This is a genomic window from Mycolicibacterium sp. Y3, from assembly GCF_051188035.1.
Classification (GTDB): Bacteria; Actinomycetota; Actinomycetes; order Mycobacteriales; family Mycobacteriaceae; genus Mycobacterium; species Mycobacterium fluoranthenivorans.
Window position 1 is genome coordinate 4,174,278 of the sequence record NZ_JAVQLT010000001.1, and the last position, 20,289, is coordinate 4,194,566.

At 61.2% G+C, this 20,289-nt stretch carries 20 protein-coding genes, 4 tRNA genes and 1 pseudogene; 11 read left to right on the top strand and 14 right to left on the bottom strand.

The window, feature by feature from the left end:
* Window positions 1-245 precede the first annotated feature (245 nt).
* Window positions 246-320 (bottom strand) — tRNA-Val (locus tag QN239_RS20295).
* A gap of 115 nt (window positions 321-435) precedes the next feature.
* Here QN239_RS20295 and QN239_RS20300 point away from each other — a divergent pair.
* The 6 genes from QN239_RS20300 to QN239_RS20325 all read left to right on the top strand — a co-directional run bounded on the left by QN239_RS20300 (window position 436) and on the right by QN239_RS20325 (window position 2,785).
* Window positions 436-855, top strand: a complete 420-nt coding sequence (locus QN239_RS20300) for a DUF6636 domain-containing protein (RefSeq protein ID WP_499013022.1) — start codon at window positions 436-438, stop codon at window positions 853-855.
* A gap of 95 nt (window positions 856-950) precedes the next feature.
* Window positions 951-1,023, top strand: a tRNA-Gly gene (locus tag QN239_RS20305).
* A gap of 28 nt (window positions 1,024-1,051) precedes the next feature.
* Window positions 1,052-1,125, top strand: a tRNA-Cys gene (locus tag QN239_RS20310).
* Window positions 1,126-1,136: 11 nt separating this feature from the next.
* Window positions 1,137-1,211, top strand: a tRNA-Val gene (locus QN239_RS20315).
* A gap of 324 nt (window positions 1,212-1,535) precedes the next feature.
* A complete protein-coding gene (locus QN239_RS20320; protein ID WP_499013024.1) occupies window positions 1,536-1,868 on the top strand; it encodes a hypothetical protein in 333 nt (110 codons plus the stop codon).
* The gene (locus QN239_RS20325; RefSeq protein WP_499013025.1) at window positions 1,865-2,785 is read left to right on the top strand and encodes a DUF6315 family protein; all 921 of its coding nucleotides are present in this window, start codon (window positions 1,865-1,867) and stop codon (window positions 2,783-2,785) included. The genes QN239_RS20320 and QN239_RS20325 overlap by 4 nt, the downstream gene beginning before the upstream one ends.
* A 1,103-nt stretch (window positions 2,786-3,888) precedes the next feature.
* Here the strand turns inward: QN239_RS20325 and QN239_RS20330 are convergent.
* From QN239_RS20330 to QN239_RS20390, 13 genes are all read right to left on the bottom strand, one after another.
* Complete coding sequence (locus tag QN239_RS20330) at window positions 3,889-4,218, bottom strand: DUF2510 domain-containing protein (RefSeq protein ID WP_499013027.1); 330 nt, start codon at window positions 4,216-4,218, stop codon at window positions 3,889-3,891.
* A gap of 91 nt (window positions 4,219-4,309) precedes the next feature.
* Window positions 4,310-4,615, bottom strand: coding sequence for a hypothetical protein (locus tag QN239_RS20335; protein WP_499013028.1), 306 nt, complete (start codon window positions 4,613-4,615; stop codon window positions 4,310-4,312).
* A gap of 24 nt (window positions 4,616-4,639) precedes the next feature.
* Entirely contained in the window at window positions 4,640-5,644 is a 1,005-nt protein-coding gene (locus QN239_RS20340) for a hypothetical protein (RefSeq protein ID WP_499013030.1), read from the bottom strand.
* A gap of 16 nt (window positions 5,645-5,660) precedes the next feature.
* Window positions 5,661-6,194 (bottom strand): DUF6932 family protein, encoded by a 534-nt coding sequence (locus QN239_RS20345; protein WP_499013032.1) that lies wholly within the window; start codon window positions 6,192-6,194, stop codon window positions 5,661-5,663.
* Window positions 6,195-6,294: 100 nt separating this feature from the next.
* Entirely contained in the window at window positions 6,295-9,951 is a 3,657-nt protein-coding gene (locus QN239_RS20350) for a transglycosylase family protein (protein WP_499013033.1), read from the bottom strand.
* The gene (locus QN239_RS20355) at window positions 9,944-10,219 is read right to left on the bottom strand and encodes a hypothetical protein (protein ID WP_499013035.1); all 276 of its coding nucleotides are present in this window, start codon (window positions 10,217-10,219) and stop codon (window positions 9,944-9,946) included. The genes QN239_RS20350 and QN239_RS20355 overlap by 8 nt, the downstream gene beginning before the upstream one ends.
* A gap of 510 nt (window positions 10,220-10,729) precedes the next feature.
* Entirely contained in the window at window positions 10,730-11,380 is a 651-nt protein-coding gene (locus QN239_RS20360; RefSeq protein WP_499013036.1) for a hypothetical protein, read from the bottom strand.
* A 13-nt stretch (window positions 11,381-11,393) separates the two neighbouring features.
* Window positions 11,394-11,825, bottom strand: a complete 432-nt coding sequence (locus QN239_RS20365; RefSeq protein WP_499013038.1) for a helix-turn-helix domain-containing protein — start codon at window positions 11,823-11,825, stop codon at window positions 11,394-11,396.
* The gene (locus tag QN239_RS20370) at window positions 11,815-12,078 is read right to left on the bottom strand and encodes a hypothetical protein (protein ID WP_499013040.1); all 264 of its coding nucleotides are present in this window, start codon (window positions 12,076-12,078) and stop codon (window positions 11,815-11,817) included. The genes QN239_RS20365 and QN239_RS20370 overlap by 11 nt, the downstream gene beginning before the upstream one ends.
* Window positions 12,079-12,156: 78 nt before the next feature.
* A complete protein-coding gene (locus QN239_RS20375; protein WP_499013042.1) occupies window positions 12,157-12,483 on the bottom strand; it encodes a hypothetical protein in 327 nt (108 codons plus the stop codon).
* Window positions 12,480-13,703 carry an AAA family ATPase gene (locus QN239_RS20380; protein WP_499013043.1) on the bottom strand — a complete coding sequence of 408 codons (1,224 nt, stop codon included), beginning with the start codon at window positions 13,701-13,703 and terminating at the stop codon, window positions 12,480-12,482. The genes QN239_RS20375 and QN239_RS20380 overlap by 4 nt, the downstream gene beginning before the upstream one ends.
* A gap of 524 nt (window positions 13,704-14,227) precedes the next feature.
* Entirely contained in the window at window positions 14,228-14,386 is a 159-nt protein-coding gene (locus QN239_RS20385) for an excisionase family DNA-binding protein (protein ID WP_499016885.1), read from the bottom strand.
* Between the two features lie 397 nt (window positions 14,387-14,783).
* Window positions 14,784-15,968 (bottom strand): tyrosine-type recombinase/integrase, encoded by a 1,185-nt coding sequence (locus QN239_RS20390; RefSeq protein ID WP_499013044.1) that lies wholly within the window; start codon window positions 15,966-15,968, stop codon window positions 14,784-14,786.
* A gap of 315 nt (window positions 15,969-16,283) precedes the next feature.
* Here QN239_RS20390 and QN239_RS20395 point away from each other — a divergent pair, with 315 nt between their 5' ends.
* The 5 genes and pseudogenes from QN239_RS20395 (at window position 16,284) to QN239_RS20415 (ending at window position 20,286) form a co-directional block, all read left to right on the top strand.
* Window positions 16,284-16,544: a hypothetical protein gene (locus tag QN239_RS20395; RefSeq protein ID WP_499013046.1), complete on the top strand. Its 261-nt coding sequence runs from the start codon at window positions 16,284-16,286 to the stop codon at window positions 16,542-16,544.
* 91 nt (window positions 16,545-16,635) lie between these two features.
* On the top strand, window positions 16,636-16,920 hold the full coding sequence (locus QN239_RS20400) for a hypothetical protein (RefSeq protein WP_499013047.1): 285 nt from the start codon (window positions 16,636-16,638) through the stop codon (window positions 16,918-16,920).
* 754 nt (window positions 16,921-17,674) lie between these two features.
* Window positions 17,675-18,013 carry a hypothetical protein gene (locus QN239_RS20405; protein ID WP_499013048.1) on the top strand — a complete coding sequence of 113 codons (339 nt, stop codon included), beginning with the start codon at window positions 17,675-17,677 and terminating at the stop codon, window positions 18,011-18,013.
* 452 nt (window positions 18,014-18,465) lie between these two features.
* Complete coding sequence (locus tag QN239_RS20410; RefSeq protein ID WP_499013050.1) at window positions 18,466-18,921, top strand: hypothetical protein; 456 nt, start codon at window positions 18,466-18,468, stop codon at window positions 18,919-18,921.
* A gap of 113 nt (window positions 18,922-19,034) precedes the next feature.
* A pseudogene (locus QN239_RS20415) lies at window positions 19,035-20,286 on the top strand (IS3 family transposase).
* The last annotated feature ends 3 nt before the right edge of the window (window positions 20,287-20,289 follow it).

Genomic DNA, 20,289 nt, shown 5'->3' on the forward strand with positions numbered 1-20,289 from the left:
GCACGGACGACGACACTTGAGCCGCCCGACATTGACCGGGAAATGTCGCCGCGCTCTGACGATGGCGACACTTTTCGGAATATGCGTCGCCAGGGGCTGGTCTGGACCCTGGTCCCGAGCCTACGAGCGCTCACGAGGTCAGCGCGGAAATTAGGCGGCGGCCCACGGGGACGCCAGAAGCCGGATAGACGTGCCGAACACTTCGGCCAGAAACCAAAAAAACCCCAGCTAGTCTGGGGTTTCTGTGGTGGTCCCGACTGGGATCGAACCAGTGACCTTCCGCGTGTGAGGCGGACGCTCTCCCCCTGAGCTACGAGACCGGGGAACGACGTCGAACATTAGCACGGGTCCCCGCCGCGACCGAATCGCACCGGCCGACCCACCTTCACAGCCGTTACCCAGCCCGGACGGCGCCCCGCCGGTAGCGTCTGGCCGATGAAGCGCCGGACCGTCGCCCTCATCGCATCGTGGTCGCTACTGACCCTGACGGCGCCCACAGCGGCCGCCGAACCAGGCGACCTGGTGACCTTCATCTCACCGAGCGGCAACGTCGGTTGCATCCTGGATACCGATTACGCGCGCTGCGACATCATCGACCGGGACTGGAATCCTCCGCCACGGCCCGCCGACTGCGAACTCGACTACGGCCAGGGCATCGGCATCGCCCCCGGTGAGCGGCCCGCGTTCGCCTGTGCCGGCGACACCACCCTCGGTGGCGAGAACGTGCTTGCCTACGGCGACTCACTCACCCGCGGGCGACTCAGTTGCGACAGCTCCGAGAACGGCATCTCCTGCCGCGACGCGCGCACCGGCCATGGCTTCTCCCTCGCACGCCAGGTTTACCAGCTGTTTTAGGGCCGATTGCCGTTCCGTTCCAAGTGATTTGTAGTTCGTCGTGTGGTTGGACTAATGTTCCATCCCGCACCGGGTGACGATCTCACCCGAGGCACGCGGATGTAGCGCAGTTGGTAGCGCATCACCTTGCCAAGGTGAGGGTCGCGGGTTCGAATCCCGTCATCCGCTCGAAGGTGCGAATGGCATCAACCCCAGCGGTGGAGTGGCCGAGTGGTGAGGCAACGGCCTGCAAAGCCGTGCACACGGGTTCGATTCCCGTCTCCACCTCCAAGTTGGACCCGGCGCGATTAGCTCAGCGGGAGAGCGCTTCCCTGACACGGAAGAGGTCACTGGTTCAATCCCAGTATCGCGCACCACAATAGGCACAGTTCAGACCGCATAACCCCGGACGAGAACAAGCCGAATGGGCCAGATATGGGCTAACCGATTGCGGAGCTACCGGCGACGCGGAAGGTAGCCCCCGATGTCCCGGCCACCACTCCCCTGGGCTCGCGCACCACCAACCTCGGCAGTCAGTGACACCTCGTCACTGACTGCTCTTTGTCGTCTGCGCGTTTGACCGGGGTGGTTGCCGCTGCCCCTCAAATGACTGAAGGCGGATCCCTTGCCGGGGAACCGCCTTCTGGAACTTCATCCCCTTGCCGGGGGATTCGCTCTGAAACCAATAGGAGAGTACCGCTATGCGCGAAAACGGCGCAACACTTCCGTCCATCACTCCCCCGCCCGGCGCCGAAATGATCGGCGACTGGGAAAACCACATCGAGGATCACCAGCCCTATCGCTTGATCTGCGGCTATGACCGTCACATCACCGATCACGAGGCCACCGTCTACGCGACGGTCACTCAACTGGCAGATGGCACTATCGAAGACACCCCGTTGGAGTCGCCCGGGATCTACGTCCGCCAGGGTGACCGTGATTGCCTACCGAAGCTGAATATCGACCAGGCGCGCGAACTCGCTGCCGCGTTATTGGCCTGCGTCGCCGAGCTGGACGGGTGGGTGCAGCGATGACCACGTATGAAGCCCCCCACATCACGGAGGCGCGACGAACCCAAGAACAGGCACTCAAGTACCGCTGCCCGTTCTGCCGCTCCGACCCCGGCCAGTTGTGCCGGGCGAACCGCGGACAGGGCCGGGAGCTGGACTATTCGCACTCCCGTCGTATCGCTCGCAGCGAGCCCTCCAAGGATCGCCGCCGGCCCGTTCAGGTCCAAGCGCTCTGCTGCACGTGCGGCAACCTGCGGACGGTCAGCGCGAATTACTACGCCTCAACTCAGGATCCCAACGGCGCTTACAGCGAGCAGGGGAAGGTTGAGGGGTGGCGTGAAACGAAGTCGTTGAAGTGCGCTGCGTGTGGAGAGCGCACTCGCCATGCGGTACTGCGAGCCGATGAGGACAAGTTCCGTGACTGGGATGAGGAGCGCCAGCGCATCGCCCTGGGGGACGAAGACAAGAGCAAGTACCCGTACACCGGGGAATACCTTCAAGAGCTTCGACGGAAGTACCGACAGCTGCACCCGCAAAACCCGTACCTGCGTCACCGGTACTACCCCAGCGAAGCGAAAACAGCGTGGGACGAAGGGCACAAGAAAGTCACTGCCCTGTGCGGTGCCGAAGTCACGATCGATTTCGACCCGCATCAGCCCAAGAACTGGAGCCAGAACGAGAAGAAGGGACACGTCGTCGCCAAGCAGCTCAGCGACACCGAATACGAGGACGCGGAGACCGGCCTGTGGTGGCTCGACATGGCCTGTGTCGACTGCTGCCGGGTGTCCAACCGCCTCCACTGGGACGCGGAGCGTGAGCGGCTCAAGTGGTTCCTCACCCACTTTGCCCTCAATACCGGCGCGATTCCCGACCTGGACGTCGGCGAGTTGGTGGAGCATCTATCGAAGCTGTACGAACAGACAAAGGAGCCAGAGGACTAGATCGGAGTAGCGGACAGTAGCGGGGGTATTCACTGAGTGCCCCCGCTTTCTGTTTGCGTCTTAATCCGCTAACCCCCCAAAGGGTGTCCATGGCCGCCGACACCCTTTGTTCAGCTTGGTCGCATTTCAAACGCGACCAAGACCGTGAGCCTGCTCGACCGCCGGGGGTGTCCGAAACAACGGACACCCTTCATCCGTGGTCAGGTTGACCACGGATGCCCGGGGACCAAGTTGCCGACGCCGACAACTTTGGCTGGCCAGGCTTTTTACTGGTTCAGATAAAAAGGGTCCGATCTCAAACCCGACCCCTGATGGATCATTTTGCTGACGTCGACAAAATGGTTCCGGCCAGGGATTTTGGTCGGAATTCAGATCCGAGCAAGGGTCGCGTTTCAAACGCGACCCAGGAAGCGGGGTCAGTGACAAGTCGTCACTTGCTTGGGTGTCTACAGAACCCGAAGCATATGTTCTATAGAACACAACTTCCCCGGCTCTGGGAAAGAAGCAATCTTGCTGACGTCGACAAAATAGTCTTGACCAGCGTTGGCAGGTACAGGGTTCGAACTTCTCGAACACACTGCGGGCGAACTGCGGACGGTGCGACGCTGGACGGCATGAGCGAGTTTCCATACAACATGCAAGCGGCACCCCCACCACCTCGGCCCAAGCCACCGGGACCGATGGCGGAAATTCCGCGCTCGGAGTCTATGCCCGCCACCCGCGCCGATATCGCCGCCGTGATCGCCGAGCTGCGGGCGATACGCGAAGTTCTAGAAAGGATCGAACAGCAACAAACATAACTACTGGTCAACGCCTTTCAGCAACCCCCTGGGCCCGGTCCCCTATAGGTCTTGCCGTCCTGCCCGAGTCGTTCAGTAGGGGTCGCAAATGCGCCCCCCCGAACTTTGGTCGCATTTGAGATGCGATCCTCAACCACTGTCCGGGATGGGGTGCGCCCCCAAGGGTGTCCGATCCCGAAATCTCACCCTTCCGCGGTGGGTTCCCCGATTTCAAATCGGGCCCCCTGCACTCAACCGACAAAGTGCCACGGCTCGCACTTCTCGGACACGAAGTTACTAACAGTGCCTCCCCTGAGCGGCGCGCTATCCGCGTCGGCCGCGGAGCGTGTGCTGAATAGCAAACGCCGTCCATATCACCGTCCACATCCCACCCCACAGCATCCACAGAATGCCCATTCCTGACGCGACTCCGCCGGTGTCCTTGTCCCCGGCCTGCGCCAGCAGTGGGAGGCCAAATAGCAGGGTGCCAAGGAGGGAGAAGATTGCTAGTAGCGCGAAACCGTAGTGGATGGTGAATCGGCGTTCTGCTGGTCGTGCTGGTGGTGCTGGTGGTCCCCATGCTGCGCCGTCCCAGTAGCGCTGCTGGCCTGTGGTGGGGTCGGGATACCAGCCTGGTGATGTCGCGGCAGTCATAGCCGGGGAGGCTATCCAGAACCCTTAATTACTGTGCGCAGACTTCGCAGAATTCCACCGAACGAACGACATTGATTTGCCAATCTAGTTGTCAGGGCTTCAGCTTCAGCGTCCAGGCCGGCACCCAATGCGTGACGGGCCGAGAGGTGGGCCCGAACTTGATCGGGTAGGTCACCAGGCCCCACCAGGCGCCCTGCTCGCAGGCACCCCAGCACGTCAACTCACCCTCCACGATGCCGTGCATCTGGAGCCCAAACGGGTGATACCGACCCGTGCTGTGCGGCTCCCGCGGGAACAGTCGACCCAGGTCGATCAGGACCGTGTGGGGCGGGTCGACCTTCCGGAACACCGGGCGGACGGGTTGGCCGCTGTACCCGATGGCTTGCAGCTCACCCACCGTTCGATCATACGTTCGACCGTGTCACTTGGGGAGTGTCGGCTTGCCGACCCTCTGTACGCCCACAGCGGTGTACTCGTTCATATCTGCGCTGCCGGGACGGTGCAAAACTCTAACTTTCACCCTTATCGACACACGGTCGCCGAGGCTGAATCCAGTGAAAGACACTGTGCCCCTTTTAATTGGCACGACGCGCACCTGATCGTCGACTGTCGAATCTACAGCCGAATCCGACTCCGATTCGTCGTCGGATTCGGCCCAACTCCGCACCTCTAACTCGATCTTCCGCCGATCGCTTACGGTCCGCAGCACACCTTCCAGCACTTCCTCGGGGCTGTCGAGTCCACGGCTTTTGAGTATGGCTTTGAGTGCCGCCAATTGAACGGCAGTTGCATTTACCCGCCTACGGCCAACAGACGGTTTCTCCCACGCAGCGTTGATGTCGATATCGGCCTTCGCCGCAGCATCTGCCAATTCGCGTGCTGCTGACGCCACCCGTGGACCCCATTGCCTGAACTTCTCGTCTGCCAGTTCTCCCACATTTGCGTTACCCGCCAATTCCAATACTTGGAAAGCGATGTCCATGCTCGTTTCGATCAACGGGGTGATCTCTTCGACCGCGGCCTGTCCATCGGGGTACCGTTCCGCCGCCTCGTCCACCGCTGGTTCGAAGTCAAGGACAACAGATCCCGGCCCCGGAGAGGCGTTCAACAACAGCTTCGTCCGAGCCAGCACTTCATCTGGCACCCTGCCGCGTGGATGGGTTACCCCCTCGCTCGAGGCTCCCGCAGATGTGACCAACGTCTGAAAACTAGCCAGGATCACACCAGCATCACTGATGCTGACCGTGTGACCCTGCACCCCACCGCCGCTAAGGCGTAAGGCCCCTCGCGAACTGCCAAGCTCAAAGCCTCCCGCGTGGTCACGGACAAATGCCTGCACGTGCAACCGTGCAAGGTCGCTACCATCCTCCCAGTCAGGAAACTGATCAGCCGGCGCCGCGGCGAGATCTTCCATGAAGCTGTCCATCCAGGCAGAGTCATCGTCAGGCGTAGCCATTTAGGATCACCTCCACATACCCCCGCCGGGGAAGTGCGCACGCTCTAGTTGGATTTTCGGTCTTCGGGACTGTGCGCAGTCTCATCCAAAAGTCATCCCAATACCCCCGGTACTTCAAGTATTGCTCGTCAGCTCGTCCAGGGCTGACCTCGGGCCTTGCTCTCCAAACCAGGGCGTAGGCATCCACGTTCAAACCTCGGCGCGTTGCCAATTCCTGCAGGCCCTGTGTTGTGACCAGGCGTTTTGAGGAAACGCCCGCCAGAGCCGCTACATGGTCTTCATTGAACACTAGGAGTACGTCAACATCACTGGGGTTCGGCTTGTCTGTGAGCAGACTGCCCGATACCCATATCGCACATATGGGCACCACTTTTGAGACGAGATTCGTGAACCGATCGAGTTCGTCCAGCAAGGCGATTCGGCCCGCGTCGAGCCCCGCAAGCCCCCGAAGTTCGTCCAGTGTCATTCTTGTGCGGCCGGGGCTGGGAATCAGCGGACCATAGACTACGAACGCGGTCATGATTCACTTTGCCCGTCGCCCATCCGGACAATTTATCCATCAAGCGCCCACCCGCAAGTCCGAAATGGCTTCGATATGACATCAAATCCGCCCTAATCACTCATCGGATGTTCGGCATTCTCGGCATGGCCCTAGCGAGGCCCTGATCGCGCGTCTTGAACAGTTCCTCAGGGGAGGATCCGACGTTCCCGTGGACCGACTGGTCGACGGTGATGTTCTGCACCGGTCCTGGCGCGGCGGGTCCGCCGGGGCCGATGTGCTGGTCACCCGGCGGCATCGGGGGCACCGCGACATCAGGCATCCCGAAGGCCGCATTGGACGTGCCGATCCCGGTGTCGTTAGCGACACCATTGACGGGCATTCCCGGCTGCCATCCGGGCTGCTGAATCCCCAACTGCCCATCCACCAAGCCCTGCAGGGGGCCTTGGAAGGCGTTGAGGCCGGCGTTGAGCATCTGCATCGGCATGGAATTCGAGATGTCCGGGAAGAATGAGCCGTCGATGCCGAGGGTCTCCTTCAGCGCGGACCCGAAGATCGATCCGAGCCCACCAAATTGATCGAAACCACCCTTACCGCTACTGGACTTTTTGGCTTCCTTCGCTGCGGTGAACTTGCCCTGAGCGGTCGTCGCGGCGTCAGTCTTCGCGTCCTCAGCTTCACGACGCGCCCTCGCTGCATCCGCTTTCGCGTTCTCCAACGCGTTCTCGGCGGACAATTTCTGCGACTCCGAAGCGTCGGCATCCAACTCCGCTTTACGTGCCTCAGCTTCCGCTACAGCTTGATCGGCGCGCTTAACCCGCTCATTCGCATCATCGATCGCCTGCTGAGCCTGACGGATCGCCTTCGGGTCAGTCACATACGTGCCAGGTTCCCCGTACTCATTGAATCCGGGCGTCCCCGCGCTCAGCAGACTCACTCCCGAGGCGCTGCCCGAACCGAGGGTTAACGGCGTCGTCGATCCGCCCGGGGCCAGACCGAGTGCCTGTTCGAAAGCGGCGGCCATATCGTCTTTGATTGCGATGTGGACGTGGTCGTCGTGGTTGCCTGCTTGGGCGGTCGAGTAGATGGACCCAGGCATGTCGATGGCAGGGGTGAGCTTCCCGTCCTTAACGTTCTGGGTGACACCGGCACCCTTGTGGATCACCTCAGCGAGGTACGGTGCGAAGTTCTGCGTCAGGTAGTTCGACAGGGCATTCATTGATGCCGGGTCACCGCCGATGTCAATGGCCTCACCGCGGGGGTGGTAGCCACCGTCCTTCGAGTGATCGTCACGGCCTGCCGTCAGTTGCAATCCCGGGAACTGTGCCTGCGCTAAGGCGAGGACGTCCGCGAGCTGTTCATGCGCACCACGTACATCAGGCAGATTCCCGGTGGGCGGCAGAGCAGCAGACAGCGACGTCGCGGGGTCAGGTTTGGTGTCCACCGAGACCCCGGGCACCATGCCTTTCGCAACCGTCTCCCACGCACCCAACCCCTGCGGCTTGGTCCCCTTGTAGCCTGTGAAGGCGATCCGGTTGGCGACCTCCATCTGCTGTTCCTTGGTCGCCTGATTCGCGGTAGGTGCGAACTCCGGCCCGCCGTAGGCATTCCATGTGCCGTCGGTGATCTGCAGGCCGCCGCGGGGGGCACCGGAACTCGTTGAATGGTTGCCGCTGTTGTTGTCCTGCCAGTTGCCGCTCGACTCGGGCACTGCGATCCGGTCCCACAGCGCTTCGTTGTTGGCGGCGTTCGCGGCGGCGAGTTGTAGGTTCAGTCCGACGCCATTGCCGCTGCCAGAAGGCCGCAGAGGTGTTCCGTTTGGCGCGAGCAGCGGGCCGCCAGGAAGGACACTGCTGCCAGGGCCGCCGCCGATGACGTCCAACGGGTTTGTCGTCTGCCCCGGACCGGTGCCCGTCGCCAATGGCCCGAACCAGGTCGGCAACTCCTTCGGGAGCTTGTTGATCGAATCGCCGACACCACCGATCGACGTACTCAGCTTGTCGTTCTCACCCGCGGCGGCCTTCGCATCACCGGCAACGTCATGCAACTTGTCGCGCAACGCCTGCGGATCGAAGTCACGCATCGACTGCCCGGCCTTATCGAGGCTCTCACCCCACCCGTACGCCTCCTGCGCCTGCGCCTTCAACTCACGCTCAGTGTCAAAGTCGCCGCGGATCTTCGCCTGGAAAGCCTGGAAGTCCAGCATCGCGCCCTCGATGTCACCGAACGGTTCGATGAACTGCCCGACCCCCTGAGCCAGTTGCCCGACAGCGTCCAGCGCGAAATCAGCACCAGTGATCGCCGCGTCACCAATGCCGGTGAAGAAGTCGATAACCTCCGACTTATGACCCTTCACCCAATCCGCCAGTTGGGTAAGTTGCTCGTTCACACCATCGAAAACCTCACCGGCCAACGGCTCCAACGCAAGCTCAACGTCACTCTTCAGAAGCTGCCAACGCTCCGACCAATCCGCAGTATTGGCCGAGACATCGTTGATATCCAAGCCGGTCAGGCTCAAAGATGACGAAAGCGACTGAAGGTCAAGCTTTCCGTTCTTGATGGCGTCGAAAAAGTTCTGGCCGTTCTTCGCCCCAAACACCTTGTTCGCGAGGTTCTGGGCCCCCACCTCATCGCCAGCCGCAATCAGATTCTGCAACTCGGTGATGGTGTCGTGGATCCCCTGGGAAGCGGTCTTGCCGTCCTTCGCGAACTCGACGGAACCCTTCTTCAGGCCCTTCAGCATCGTGTCCGCGTCTAGACCAGCATCCTCGAAAGTGGTTACCAGCGCGGCACCATCCGCGAAATCCAACCCCAACGTCCGAAGGGCTGCACCGTTAGTCACGAGTGACCCGGTCATGTCATCGATCGACAAACCAGTCTTACCGCTGATCTCGTTCAGGGCATTGATCGCACCCACCTGCCCCTGCGCATCCAGCCCGAAACCCTTGACAGCCTTGCTAAACGAGCGAATGTCAACGTCCTTACCCATCCGCTGCAAGTTCGCCAGCCGGGACGTGATGTCCTCCAACGGCTTACCCGTCAAATGCAGGTTCCGGGTCACCTCCGCGGCAACATCGCCGATCTGCGCGAACGAAGACGGCACATCCGTCGTGCCGAGCTTCTCGACCGACCCCTTCAGATCATCCAGAGCCTTCCCCGACAACCCCGTCTTGGTCTGCAACGTGTCCGACAGGTCATCGAACTGGGCGCCCAACTCATACAGGCGGTTACCGGCCGTGAGCACACCAGCACCAAGAGCGGCGATCCCAGCCAGGGCGGCACCACCAGCGAGAGCGCCAGCACTGGCCATCGCCGTGCCTGCACCACCCGCCAACCCGGATAGCTTCCCGAACTTGCCACCCAGATCATCCGTACCTGCACCGAGTCGTTTCTGGGCATCTATGAGGGACTTGTGCCCATCCTCAGCATCACGGGTAGCACGGGCCGAATCACGGCGAGCCTTCGCCAACCGCTCCTCAGCCGCGGTGATCTGATCGGCCTTACCGGCATCACGGGCCTTGGCGAGCTTCGCCTCCTCGACAGTGATCTTGCCCAGTGCATCAGCAGCCTTATCGCGCAGCTTCTGATACGACTTCGTCGCGTTCTCAACCTCAACCTCAAGCACCTTCAGGCCCTCGCCGGCACCCTTGGCCATCTCGGCGCCAGCCTGCTTCCCAGCCACCCCGAAAGCCTTCGACAGCTTCGAGTTGACCTGCTTGTCGATGCCATCGAAGCTGGCTATGACCGGTAAAGTGTAGTAGCCCAGTTCTTCAGCCATTGTTCGCCTTTCCCTTCACATCCGACTTACGGAAGCGGTTGGCATCGAACGCAACAACCTTGCCGGAATCCGGGTCACCCGCAGTTGCCGGCACAGCAGCCCGCAACCGAACAATCTCCGCCTTCGCCCGCTCCAACGCAGGATTCAAATTCGCCCGCAACTGCGGCTTCGCCTCGAACGTCTCAGCAAGCAGCCTGTAGCGGATCTCAGCCTCCGCCAACTCGTCCCTGGCGGCCATCGCCTCATTCAAAGACTCATATTTCGGCATTCAGCCGCCCTCTCAGTCCGTAGGGGGTAGGGGGGGTCACACACACACCGCGACCCCACCGAGAGGTCGCGCAGGTCGGGCGGTGAGGGGGCCTCCCCCAGGTGTTTCCGCAGGTCAGAGGCTTGCGTGGTGGTGAGTGCAGCGGCGGGGCGCAGGTCCGGCTCTGGATTCCTAGTGCGCGCATCCGTCTTGGTCGGCCTTCCCGGGAAAGGTTGACTGGGTTGACGCCCGCGCCGCTGTAGTTCATTTGGTTTACCGCGCTGCTTGCTGTTCGATCGGGGCTTTGAGAGTCGGTAGTGCCCCTTCTCGATAGTCTCCTTGGGAGATAAGCCGGGCGGCTTTGTCTTCGCTGGTGAGGATCTGGACGCCGGTCTGTGGGTTGTGGAGCCGGACCATGGGGCCGTCGTAGGGTGGCGGTCCGCCGCGGTGCGGGCGAGTGTCTGGGCGGGTTGTCTCGGTCATGTGTGTGTCACCTTTCGTTGGTTCGTTGGATGTCTGGGTGAGACGGGGTTAGCGAGTCCCGAACCCGGGGCGCAGTGGGCGTGGTCCTTGTGGTGCCCGGCTGGCGTGCAAGACCGGGACGTTGGGGAAGCCCGCGGAGTGTGGGAGATCCAATGCGGGCGGGACGTAGTGGACCAGATTCATGAGGCTGTTGTCGGTGTACTTGGCGAGGGCGGCGAGGTCATCGAGGTCTTTACGCGCCGTCGTGTTGGTGGCTAAGTAGTCCTCTTTGATGTTGGACCAGCCGCGTACGAGTGCCTTTTCTAGTACGGCCGTGGCGAGGATGGTGTCGCCGGAGCGTTTCGCCGATTCGTACAGTTCGGCGGCGTCGTCGGCGTCTTCGAGTTGGCGGGCGCGGGATTGTGCGTCGCGGAAGCTGACGAGCTTGGCGGGATCGTTGCTGGCCGTGGATGATAGGCCGAAGAGTCGCCGTTCTAGGTTTGCTTTCTTGCCTCTGATAGCGGCTTTTTCACGGTCGCGGAGGGCGTTGATTTGTTCGACGACATCTGCGTGTAACGGTTCGAGTTGTTCCCGCTTGCCGTCGGCCGACAGGCGGGGGTCTGATTCGATCTCGGCGTGTGCGAGTTTGAACTCGTCGGTGAGTTGTTCGGCTTGGGCGCGGTATCCCGCGACTTCGGTATCGAGGTCTTCGAGGCTCATGGTGTGTTCTCTTTCAGGCGATTAGGGCGATGCTGTTGCGGTTGACGAGCCAACGGGCTCCGACGAATTGGGCATGGAGCCGGCCGGTTTTGCACCAGTTGCGGACGCAACGGTCGGTGACGTGCAGTGCTTTGGCTGCTTGTCTGGTGCTTAACCACATCTCCGATTCTGCCGCGTTCTGTTGTCCCGCAACTTGATTTGTTCCGCAGTCGGAATGGCAGGCGGCGAGGTGGAGCGCTGCGAACGCGACGTATGCCTCCGGGTCCGTGTCGCGCAGTCGGATACGTCGGTCCTCGGTCATGCCGGCGCGCTGCTCAAGCCATCGCGCTATTCGCGGCGAGATGATGGCCGATCCGTCGGGGGTGATGCGCTGCGTGATCCGCGATTCCAGCGACCGGGCGCCCGGATTGCCGTTTTGGCACGGCTCTTTGCCGTCAACCGTCATGACCGGACTCCAACTGTTCCAGCGCAACAACCCCTTCCCACGCTGCGCGGATCTCGGCGATGGTCTTCGCGGGCTGTCGCATGTTGGAGTAGAGAAGCTCGGCGAAGGTTGCGATCAGTAGATTTCCGGTGCCTTCGGTGTTGATTTCGGTGATGATGCGGTTAAAGCGGTCGATGTCTTGGTCCATGAGGCACAGGCAGATTCGGGCAGCTCGTGCGTAGTCGGTCATATGCGGCCGGTCAGGTGTGGTCACGGGATGTCCCTTCGCGCGTGCACTTCGGTGACGGGGATATGCCGGAAGCCGCCGGTGTGCGGGGGCAGTCTGCGCTGCTCATTCGTGCCCCCAGAGCCGGGAACGTCGATTCAGTTCGTCCGTCGTCCAGGGCCATCCATTCCGCACATACGTGCGGCGGGTGCGACTCTGCCAGTCGGCGAATGCCTCCAGCACCTCGTTGTAGAGCCTCTGCCAGTAGGTGTACTCCTCGTTGAGGGCGGCCTCCATGTTGAGGAACTCCACTAGGGCGGCAACGGTTACACCGTCGTTGACGGTGCCGTCCGGGCCGATACCGGGGACGAGTCCAACGAACCTCGGGGTGATCTGGCGTAGTTGTTCCTGCGCCTCCGATGAGAGCTCTCGCCAGTAATGCAGCTCGCTCATTGGGCACCTCCGGACATGTAGCACTCCATGCACTGCCCGGACTTCAGTGAGTCTTCTAGGACGAGAGCTGCGCCGCAAGAACAGGTGGGTGGTGAAACGGGTGAATGTGGTGAATCCCCAGGTCGATCGGCAGATTCGTTTTCACCACCGCTGTGGTGAATTCCGAGTTTCACCACATTGCTGGAATCGGCAAATAGGCCCCGAGCAGGGGTTTCATTGCTTTCACCCGTTTCACCACTTATCGGCGCGTAGGTGCCCCACGACGTTTTCGTGATCTGCTCGCGGTCGAACAGCTTCGCCAAGAGATTCCCGGCGATCTTGTTGTCTATGCCGAGATGCTCGGCTAGCTCGGCCGGCTTCGTAGTCACTCGACTGTTCACGAACTTCAAGGCATCAAACGATCGATCCCCCATACGGTTTTGGGCGGCCTGTTCCCTGCGGGTCGTGATCGTCGCTGCCGCGGCTGCGATGTCGTCACCATCAAGAGACCACAACCCCGCTTCAGTGCGGACAGCGTATTCATTCTCTTCAATGTCACGGCCGGTCACCGACAAGATGCCTTCGTCACTCTTACGCTTCCGGGAGAGCACCACAACGGAGTCGGCGGCACCCGCTATGCCTTGCGTACCACTCACGGTGTCCAGGAAGTCATCTGCGCCTTGCTTCCTCGTGTGATGCACAGCGATGAGCGCGGACCCAGGGAAGGCGTCAATGGCATGTTTGATACTGCCCGCGAACCCATAGTCCTCTTGGTACTGGTTTCCGTTCGGGGAGGATGCACGCCGGGCCTTCCCGAGGGTGTCCAGGATGACCGTCGGAGACAGATGTCCCCACCGCTGCAACCACTCGGTGATGGTGGCTAGGAGGACCAGCGGGTTGACATCGGTGAGTATGTCCAGCCGCTCCGGAAGAGGTTGGCCCCGCATTATTTTCCGCAACCTCGACTGCAAACGCCGTGGGCTATCCTCCAGCGACGCGAGGAGGACGGGCCTCCCCTCTACTGGGATTTTCCCGAGAACGACACCGCCGCTGGCTATCCCGCACGCGATCGCGCCCACCATCCAGCTCTTGCCCACCTTGGGTGGACCACCGAATAGCGTGAAGCCCTCCACGATGATGCCCGGCACATGCTCAGTGAGTGCGGGGAATGTCATGCGGTCGAGCGTCGCCGCATTGAGTAAGCCCGAGAGCAAGGTCTCTACTTCTGCGGGCGCGTTCACGCGACCTCCCCATTGGTGAGATCCCACAGCTGGACTGCTAGCTCACGGTCCTGGCCGCCACGTCGATGTAACGCGCGCAACGCCTCAAGCGGTACGAGGGGCGTCTTGCCCTGCGCTAGGACGTATTGCGCTGCATCGCGCCATCCATTGATCGCGCGTTCGGACAGCGGGGGTTCGGTGCAGCGGCAGAGCCATGGGTCCGGTCCGCAGCCGCAGTCGAGCGATGGCAAACGCCGCGCGGCTTCCTGCCGCCGCTTGGACTGGCTAAGGCGATCCTGGGGTGCTTGCGGAGTCATCCCGCACCCGACGAAGCGCCGGACGAAGTGGCGCGTCATGCTGCCACGCCCTGCTGGTGGCGCAGATGCGCAGCGCAGCGCCAACCGCATCCGCGGGTTACCGACACATCAGAGCGAAGGACGCGCTTGCAGCGGCGGCAACGCACGGGTGCCGTAGGATTGGGGTACTGGTGTGCGGTGGAGGCGGCCTCGTTGGGAGCGAGGCCGTTTCTGTTCTCTAGGGACATGTCAGATGCCACCGCCGAACGGCTGGAAGGCTGCGTCAACTTCGTTCAGGTCAACGCGTATGACGCGGGCGTTGATTCGGTATCCCTGGATTTTGCCCTGGGTGATCCATTCGCGGACTGTGCGCAGGGTGACACCCATGTATTCGGCGCACTGCTGCATAGATGCCCAACGCCGTTGAGTGACAGCGTCTTCGTGCTGTTTCGGGTGTCGTCGGGTATGACGGTTTAGGGTCGGCGATGTTGCCATGAAACGTGTACTCCAACGGGTGAGAAGGTCAATTGGGGGGGTATAGCTACCGCATGGGGTGCGTGTCCCTGAGCTTGGAAAGCGGGTTAGCTTTCCTCACTCCCCGACGATTGACCGCTCGCGTTGGCGTATGGCTAGCACCAGGTGTGAACCCGATAGAGCTAGCCCGTAGATTGACCGCTCCACGTTGGCGTGCTCTCAGTAAAGCACGAGAATCTGCCGAATGTTCGTAGTAAACCGCACTTTGTTTCCTAGCGTGTCGCCGGTGCGAGTGGAGGGTGCACAAATGTGCAGCCTGACCGCGAACGGCCTACTGCTTCGGGTTGCCCGCCATCCCCGACAACAGCTTGGCAATCTGCCGGTCGCGTCCGGCTGAAACATGTTGATACCGCAGCGCTGCTGCTGGGGTGCTATGCCCGAGGCGTTGCATCAGCTCCGCTAGGGTGGCCCCGGCGACTGCGGCCAGAACGGCTCCTGAATGACGTAAATCGTGCCAGCGTAGGTCTTTTCGCCCAGCAGCTTCACGTGCTGGATAGAAATGTCGATACAGGCTGGCGGGGGCAAGGTGTTGTCCGCCCTGCGCGGGAAACAGCAGGGAGTCGTGCCCAGGTGCGGTAAGCCGTTCGAGGTGGTCCTTCAGCGCCGGGATGAGGTGCGGCGGTAGCTCTATGTCGCGGATTCCCGCGTCGGATTTTGGAGTGGTGACCTCAAAACCGTTCTCCGTCCGGACTACTGCACGTTCCACGCGGATGATGCCGTAGGGCTCGGGAGCATCTTCGCCCTTCGCTTTCGCGTCCGCGACTTCGCTTTCGGTCGGCTCCACGATGATGCAGTCTTGGCGCCTCAACTCTGTCAACTCGCCGAAGCGAAGCGCTCCCCATCCTGCGAGGAGAACCATGCAGCGGAGGTGTTCGGGCATCTCCCGCGTAATGATCGCAAGTTCGTCTAGGGTGGCCGGCCTGATCTTGTGCGCGCGCTTCGCGCTGGAGGCGCCGCGGATGGTGCACGGGTTAGTGGCGATCTTCCCGTCACTGGCCGCCGAATTAAGGATTGTTCGCAAGAGCCCGTAACTGTGGCTGCGAAGAGTTGGTGTTGCGGTGCCAAACGCTGAGTGCCATGCCCGTACGTCGTCGGGGGTGATCGACACCAGCGGCATGTCTTCGAACGTCGGGAGGATGTGCTTGTCGAGCAGCGACGAGTAGTGCTCATACGTCCGCTGCTTAAGATCCCGGTGCTCTAGCCACGACTCGGCGTAGGCGCTGAACGTCATCATCTTCTGCGGCCTGTCCGCCGCGCCCGGTGGCAGCCACTTGCCTTTGATGATGTCGGCTTGGCGCAGGGCAAGCCAGGAGCGTGCGTCCTTCGCAGACAGGAACAGGGTGGGGGCCGTGTAGCGGCGTCCGTCGGGTCCACGGTAACGCGCTCGGATTCTCCCGGACGGAAGAGTCTCGACCGCGCCGAAGGTGCCGGGCTGACGCTTCTTGCGAGTTGTCACGTACTACCCCGTTCATGGAAGGGACAGATCCGAGTGCGCCGTGGGCCAGCGTGGGCCACACTTGGGCTAAGAAACTGTAACAACCCCTCTACAACTTTCCGAACACTGCCGCTACACTGACCAGCAATGGCGCAGGCAGATCCTCTGTTTTCGCTGGTAATCACTCTACGGTAGCAAAGCAATTTCACTGGTTCAATCCCAGTATCGCGCACCACGATCCTTGCAGGTCAGCGGCACTAGTTAGAGTTTCTCACTAGATCGCATGCAACATTCATGCAACAGCGGTTCGGGTAGCCCCTAACGAGAGGGCCACCTTTGACCACTCCCCTGATCGACACCGACGCCTCATGGACGGCGTATCCCGTCGACTCCACTACCCGCGACTGCGAATGGGACGGTCCGGTCACCACGATCGAGCAGACCGAACCGTGGTCCTGGTCGGCCACAGTCGGTACCTGCGGGTGGACACGGGACGACGGCACCACATTCAAGGGCGTCACCCACAACGGCGAGGTGATCACCCGGGAGACCGCACGACGGTTGGGTGAGGCCCTGATCGCGGCGGCAGACCAGTGAGGGCAATGTCGGTGTTTGTCGCACCGGCGGCGGTCAGCCTCGTGCCATACTTCCAGCAGATTTTGGAAACGCCAGCGGTGGAGGTTTGGGCATGAGTGCGGACGTGAGCGACGTCGAGATCCGCGTCTGTTTCGGCAACGATTTCGACGGATGGAACACCAAGGCCAACAACCCAACTGGGGCGCCTGTGGTGCAACGCCAGGAGCTGTTTAAAGCCACCACGTCGCATGAAATCCTTGGCGGTTGGGTTTTGCGGGAACCACCCACCCAATCCGACAACTGGGTCGAGGTACCCCTTCAATGTCGAGACACCGAAGCGGACGCAATCAGAGCGGCGAGACGTCACCTTGCGGGCCTGGACCCAGAACTCCCATAGCCAACACCGATCAGACCACCCCCGGCAGCCCTTACGGCCGGGGGTGGTTCTGTTTGCGTCCCAAAATGCATCGACCGCGGCGACACGTCATTGATACTTTCGAGCCGTGACCGACGACGACAAGGACACGCTCAGCCCCGAGGAGTGCGAGCGCTTACTCGATGAGGCGGCTGACCGTATCGCGGAGGTCAGTCGCGAGCTGTACCGGCGCCTGAGCTAGCTGCCGGCCGCTCGACCGTGGTGGTGCCCACGGAATGCCGTGCGGCCGGCGCTCTGAAAATCGGAGAAGCGCACCCACCAGCGATGAAACTAAGCGCTGGCTAAAAATGCCGGATATGCTTGGCATTTGCGACAAAATCGCGCACTATACACCCAGTGCCCGACATCGACTTTTCGCCAAAATGTTTCACAGAGGCTCATTTTTGGCCTATGACCTGCGACAACACACCGTGAAACATACCTGTGGATAAAAATTGTAATTCAAACCTGACACGTCCAATGTCGGTGTGTGCTCTACGCTTGTCTTGGCTGGCAAATTGCCAGCTCGGAAACGCGAAAGCCCTGGCCGGAGCGGTTCCTCCGTCAGGGCTCTGCGTGTATTTGGCGATACCACCAAGAGCTTAGACACCCTCACCGGGGCCGCGCAGCGGTTCCGGTGATCCGGTGACGCCTGCGGATGGTCCGCACCCTCAGTGAACTGCGCTTTCCGTCGTTTACTGAGAGGTTGTGGTTCATGCCACAAGGGTGGATATCAATGGCGAAGATCGCCGGGATACATGGTCTGAAGACCGCAGATGCGCAAGATGCGGCGAAAAAGCTTGGGATACGCGCACAGCGGGGCGCAGCACTGCTGTCACCAGCGCAGCAGGAGTTGATGCACCCCGAGTTGCGCGCCATCAAGGCCGACAAGACGATTCAGGCGTTCAACCGACCTACATGGCCCCAGCGCAAGCCCGGGGTCTACAAGGTCACCGACGAGCAGTCCGGGTTCGTTGACGGCAGCGTCACCGACGGCGGACATCTTGGTTTCACCAATGAACAGATGCGGGAGCAGCTAGAGCCGCTCCGCAAGAAACTTGAGGGTCAGGCTTAGCCGAACGCGGGTGCCGGCCACTAGGGGGGGGTTCAATTCCCTCGGCGGCCGGCGCTCCGTGCGGCTAGGGCGGTCGGGGTCGGCAAGTCATCGCCACGATATGACAGAGGCCAGTTGTAGAATTCGCACTTGTGCACGAGTCGCATGAGTCATTTCACGCTCCGACCAACCCCGACATCGCAATTTGGCGATATATGGATCTACCTAAGTTTCTTTCGCTTCTTGAGTCGGAAGCCCTCTATTTCTCGGCCGTAACTCAAATGTCCGACAAGTTTGAGGGATCAATATCAAAGCCAACACACACGTTGAATGAACTCATCCTACAGGCGTCCATGCACCAGATTCCCGATATTACCGACGAGATACGGGAGCACCTTCTAAAGCAGTCGCGGGACCAGAGGTTGCAAGTTCGAACATTGTGGCGCAGATGGACATACCTCAACTGTTGGCACATGAACGAACATGAGTCGGCGGCGATGTGGTCCCTGTATCAAAGCGGCCAACCACAAGGCCTTGCAATCAAATCTACGTACAAACGCCTCACCCAGTGTTTTAAGGCTGAGACCTCGATATTTGTGGGTACCGTGTCCTACATCAACTATGAAACAGACATCGTCCCGAACTCGAATCTATTCGATCCTGTGATGTGCAAGAGGAAGAGCTTTGAGCACGAGAGGGAGCTACGGGCCGTCTGCACCAATGCGGGTGCCGGTGGAAACGACTTTGAAACGTATGACTACCCGCCTGGTATAAAAATCTCTGTAGACCTAAATACTCTTATCGAAGCGGTCTATGTAAGCCCGCAAGCTCCGGCCTGGTTCGGCGATTTGGTCCGTCAAATCCTGAAACGATATCAGCGGCATTGGCGTGTGAATCAATCCAATTTGGATGACGATCCAATCTACTGAGCGTGCTACGCGGTGGTGCGTTTGCAAATAATCGTCACCTTGAACAGATCCCCGACCAAGTTTGAACCGTCCCGGGTTTGATGCCGCTTCCTTCTGTGAGAAGGATGGCGAGTATGGCCAAGCATTACCCGGTCGAGCAGCGTGAGCGTGCGGTGAGGATGGTGCTCGACCATCTCGGTGAGTATCGGTCTGTGTATGCCGCCTGCCAGGTGATCGGCCCGAAGGTTGGTGTGGGTGTTGAATCGCTGCGCCGGTGGGTGTTGCAGGCCCAGGTTGATGCCGCCGAGCGGCCCGGTGTCACGACGGCTGAGGCGCAGCGCATCCGGGAGCTCGAGCGGGAAGTCCGGGATCTCAAGGAGGCCAATGAGATTCTGAAATCGGCCTCGATTTTCTTCGCGCGGGAGCTCGACCCGCGCCACAGCTGATCTGCGGTTTCATCGACCAGATGCGGGCGGCTGGATACCGGGTCGAGTGGATCTGCGCAATCCTGTGTGAGCAGGGTGTGCAGGTTGCCCCACGGACCTACCGCAACTGGAAGACCGCCGGCCCCTCGGCCCGGACACGTTCTGACGCGCAGCTCACTGACGCGCTGCTGGCTACCGTCGGCACGCCCGAGGGGATGTACGGGCGGCGCAAGATGACCGCCCACCTGCGCCGAGAGGGCCACCAGGTCGCCCGATGCACGGTAGAACGGCTGATGGGCGATGAAGGCCTGTCGGGGATCACCCGCGGCCGCAAACACCGCACCACCGTCGCCGACAAGGGCGCGGCTCGGCCGGTCGATCTGCTGGATCGCGACTTCAGCGCCACCGCACCGAACCGCAAATGGGTCACCGACTTCACCTACGTGCCGACCTGGGTGGGGTTCGTCTACGTCGCGTTGGTGATCGACTGTTTCTCTCGGGCGATCGTGGGCTGGCAGGTGTCCAAGGTCAAGGACACCGCGATGGTCACCACCGCGCTGAAGATGGCCCTGTGGCGCCGTGACCATCACGGTCGCCAAGTCGCGGACGGTTTGATCCACCACAGCGATGCCGGGTCGCAGTACACATCGATCGCATTCGCGGAACCCTTGTCCTGGAGGGAATTGCCGCCTCGATCGGCAGTATCGGTGATGCCTACGACAATGCGCTGGCCGAGACCACCATCGGGTTGTTCAAGACCGAGGCCATTAGCGCAGGAAGCCCGTTCCGGTCCGGGCCGTTGCGGACCCTCGACGACGTCGAGTACGCGACGATGGAATGGGTCGACTGGTACAACAACCGCCGCCTGCACAGCATCCTGGACTACGTCCCACCCGAGGAATTCGAGAGCGTCTACTACGCTCACCTACCGACGTCCCAGCCGGCGATGTCTCAAATATGAAGC